Raw genomic sequence first — 3,195 nt, forward strand, 5'->3', positions numbered from 1 at the left:
CCACTAAACTTTGGAGAAGGGAGCAGCCGACTGAGATTGCACTTGCACACCCAGAAAATTCGCTATCAACTGATGACCATGCTCCGTCAAAACAGATTCCGGGTGAAACTGCAGACCAACGACTGGAAACAAACGATGCCGCAGAGCCATGATATCACCATCTTCTGCGCTGGCTGTGATGCTTAAACAGCTGGGAAAATTGTCTCTGCTCAAAGCCAGAGAGTGGTAACGGCCAGCCTTTAATGGGGCAGGCAGGTTCTGAAAAATCCCAGCCCCATCATGGTTAATCCAGGACGCTTTACCGTGTGTCGGGTTTCTGGCCCGAACCAGCGAGGCACCAAAAGCCTGGCCAATAGCCTGATGCCCCAGGCATACACCAAGAATAGGAATTCTGCTGGCAAAACAGCGAATGACATCCAGCGTAATACCGGCTTCATCGGGCGTACAGGGACCGGGTGAGAGAATAATATGGCTGGGCTTCAGCGCGTCTATGTCGCTCAGACTGATCGCGTCATTCCGTACCACCTCTTCGCGGAATCCAGACTCCCTGACGTAGCGCGCCAGGTTATAAACAAAGGAATCATAATTATCAATCACGAGGATCATGAATTCCTCGCAGGCTATTATGCAGGGGACGTGATTTTACCAGCGTTTCCTCGTACTCTTCTTCCGGATTGGAGTCCAGCACAACCGCGCCACCCGCCTGAAATGTGACCATGCCGTCTTTAATGGTATAGGTACGAATGGCTATTGACGTATCCATCATACCGTTAAATCCAATATAACCCAGGCTGCCACAATAGATTCCACGGCGTGAAGGCTCGGTCTCAGCGATGATCTCCATTGCCCGTATTTTCGGCGCGCCGGTAATCGAGCCGCCAGGAAAGCCTGCCATCAACAAATCAAGCGGCGTTTGATCATCCCGCAGCTCACCACGGATAACAGACACCAGATGATGCACCGTCGCGTAGCTTTCCAGCGCACAGAGTTGAGCGACATGAACTGAATGGTCTTTGCAGACTTTGGACAGGTCATTGCGCAGCAAATCCACGATCATGATATTTTCAGCCCGATCTTTTTCACTGGCAAGGAGCTCGTCCGCCCACTGCCTGTCCAACACAGGATCCACACTTCGCGATCGTGTACCTTTGATGGGACGTGTTTCCACCCTGCCCTGTGCCAGTTTGATAAAGCGTTCCGGTGACGCAGACACGACCTGAGTATCTCCCAGATTCAAATAAGCTGAAAAGGGCGCCTGCGCTGTATTTCGCAGACGTTTATATAAGACCAGAGGATCAACTCCACGCGACAGATGACCTGAAAAACATTGAGAAATATTGGCCTCGAAAATATCGCCAGCCAGAATATAATCAATCACGCACCGCACAGCCTCTGTATAGCCTGCGGCGCTGAAATTACTGGGGAATGTCTGGAATGAATCATCAGTAGCAGAATAATCATCGTTTTTGACATTGTATTTTTTATTTTTTTCAATTAAATCAACGAAATAATCCATTCGTTCGCTTGCCCGAATGCGCCTGGCGTCTGCTTCTTTTTCAGGCAGACCAGTGGAGATAATCCAGGTTTTTTGCAGGTGATGATCAAAAGAAATCACCACATCGTATAAGCCGACGGCCATGTCAGGAAAGCTCATATGATCACAGCCTGCTGTGGGTATTGCTTCGAGGTATTGATAAAGTTCGTAAGAAAAAGCCCCAGCTGCCCCCCCCTGAAACGGAGGCAGGCCGGTTATGACCGGCAGAGAGTAGTCACTCAAAAGGCTGTGTAAAAAATCAAAGGGATTGCCATTTGAGCTCACAGGTATGTTGTCGATTTCTATACAGGCGTCTTTGGCCCACAGTACCCGAAAAGGATCGACGGCAATGTAGCTGTATCGACCATAATCAGGATGATACAGCGCACTGTCGAAGAAAATCGCCCATTTTTCCTGATGCAGGCCTTCAAAAACCGTCAGCGGATCGCAATAGTCTATTTCTTTTATCTGGCTTTGATACATGAGTTAAATCCAGGTTCATGACTGTGTAGCCCAGATTAGGCGCGGCCGTAATCCGGGAAAGACTGCGGTCGGATTGCAGCTGGTTTTACTGTCTGCTCGCCCTGATGGAAATAACCAGACCATCCTGAAAGGTCACTTCATAAATAAAATCGGTGGGTGAGAACTGGTAAGTCCAGATTTCATAATCGTTAATCACACTCGCATACGCGCCGCCCATGTCATTATACAACACTTCAGGTGTCCGGTTGATGTCTTTAGCCAGTGGCTCGCCGCATTTTTTTTCGACCAGGTATTTGGTGTCCCCTTCGTATACCAGGGCGCCATTGCAGCGCATGGCAAAGCTGGTGTTGATGCCTGCGCATAAAAACAGGGCTGCCAGCATTATTCGAGGAGTCCTATTCATACTGTGTCCATAAAAATCCGTGTCGCAATGATCAGAGTATAGCTTACCCTTGGGCTTCATTCGTCAGTTGCTCAATATAACGACGACAAACGAGTGGCTTATCCAGAAAACTGATGAAGTGTCGCGTGCCCCCTGTTCCGGTTATCATCAAGGCACCGTAACGCATGATGCTGCCAATCAAGGATTGACGCACATCCACGCTTTCTATTTTACTGTACGGAATATCGGTTGTTTTTCGCACCAGAACACCGGTACGAAAAATCACCCGTTTTTTTTCAATCGTCAGCGAAGAAAAGTGATAATTAACCCAGGTCATCACCCACCAGCCTGCGGACAGGAGCAAAAAGCCCAGGGCCACGTCTTTTAACTGGGGAACGTAAATCCCCAGAAATAAAGCCGCACAGGCCAAAACCGTAGGGCCAAAAAAAAGTAACCAGTGTAATCTGGCGACATATACGACGTTGCTGTCTGTCATGACTATCCAGCTGAAATGTTGATGGAAAATATCATAGAGCAGATGCTCTTGATTTACCACCGCCCAGAGCCTTATGCACATTGAATTTGTTGGTTAAAGCCTGGATTGCGTCACGGGAACGAAGTGCGTGAGCGCTTGAGTAAGGGGTAATCTCATCTTGAGTTGATTACAAAGCGGGCTACTACTGTTTCCATTTAATTTTGACATGTGTCGTCCCCGCGCAGGCGGGGAACCATCCATGATTTGCGCACAAGGCTACTGCCTTATCAATATTCAATCCTGGGGTAGGGTGGGCAAAGG

At 48.7% G+C, this 3,195-nt stretch carries 4 protein-coding genes; all 4 read right to left on the reverse strand.

Annotated elements, in window-relative coordinates; all coding sequences use genetic code 11:
• Positions 1-3: 3 nt before the first annotated feature.
• The 4 genes from ACQUTA_RS12985 to ACQUTA_RS13000 all read right to left on the reverse strand — a co-directional run bounded on the left by ACQUTA_RS12985 (position 4) and on the right by ACQUTA_RS13000 (position 2,895).
• Positions 4-606: an anthranilate synthase component II gene (locus ACQUTA_RS12985; RefSeq protein WP_444988691.1), complete on the reverse strand. Its 603-nt coding sequence runs from the start codon at positions 604-606 to the stop codon at positions 4-6.
• Positions 590-2,017: an aminodeoxychorismate synthase component I gene (gene pabB, locus ACQUTA_RS12990; RefSeq protein WP_444988692.1), complete on the reverse strand. Its 1,428-nt coding sequence runs from the start codon at positions 2,015-2,017 to the stop codon at positions 590-592. Before pabB ends, ACQUTA_RS12985 begins: the two co-directional genes overlap by 17 nt.
• 85 nt (positions 2,018-2,102) lie before the next feature.
• On the reverse strand, positions 2,103-2,420 hold the full coding sequence (locus ACQUTA_RS12995; RefSeq protein ID WP_444988693.1) for a DUF2845 domain-containing protein: 318 nt from the start codon (positions 2,418-2,420) through the stop codon (positions 2,103-2,105).
• A 43-nt stretch (positions 2,421-2,463) separates the two neighbouring features.
• A complete protein-coding gene (locus tag ACQUTA_RS13000) occupies positions 2,464-2,895 on the reverse strand; it encodes a PH domain-containing protein (protein ID WP_444988694.1) in 432 nt (143 codons plus the stop codon).
• Positions 2,896-3,195: the final 300 nt, after the last annotated feature.

The sequence above is a fragment of the Legionella navarrensis genome, from assembly GCF_052527415.1.

Bases quoted from the DNA above. Each gene is read 5' to 3' on its own strand.
- ACQUTA_RS12995 (WP_444988693.1), bottom strand. From the start codon at position 2,420: ATGAATAGGACTCCTCGAATAATGCTGGCAGCCCTGTTTTTATGCGCA.
- ACQUTA_RS12985 (WP_444988691.1), bottom strand. From the start codon at position 606: ATGATCCTCGTGATTGATAATTATGATTCCTTTGTTTATAACCTGGCG.
- ACQUTA_RS13000 (WP_444988694.1), bottom strand. From the start codon at position 2,895: ATGACAGACAGCAACGTCGTATATGTCGCCAGATTACACTGGTTACTT.
- pabB (WP_444988692.1), bottom strand. From the start codon at position 2,017: ATGTATCAAAGCCAGATAAAAGAAATAGACTATTGCGATCCGCTGACG.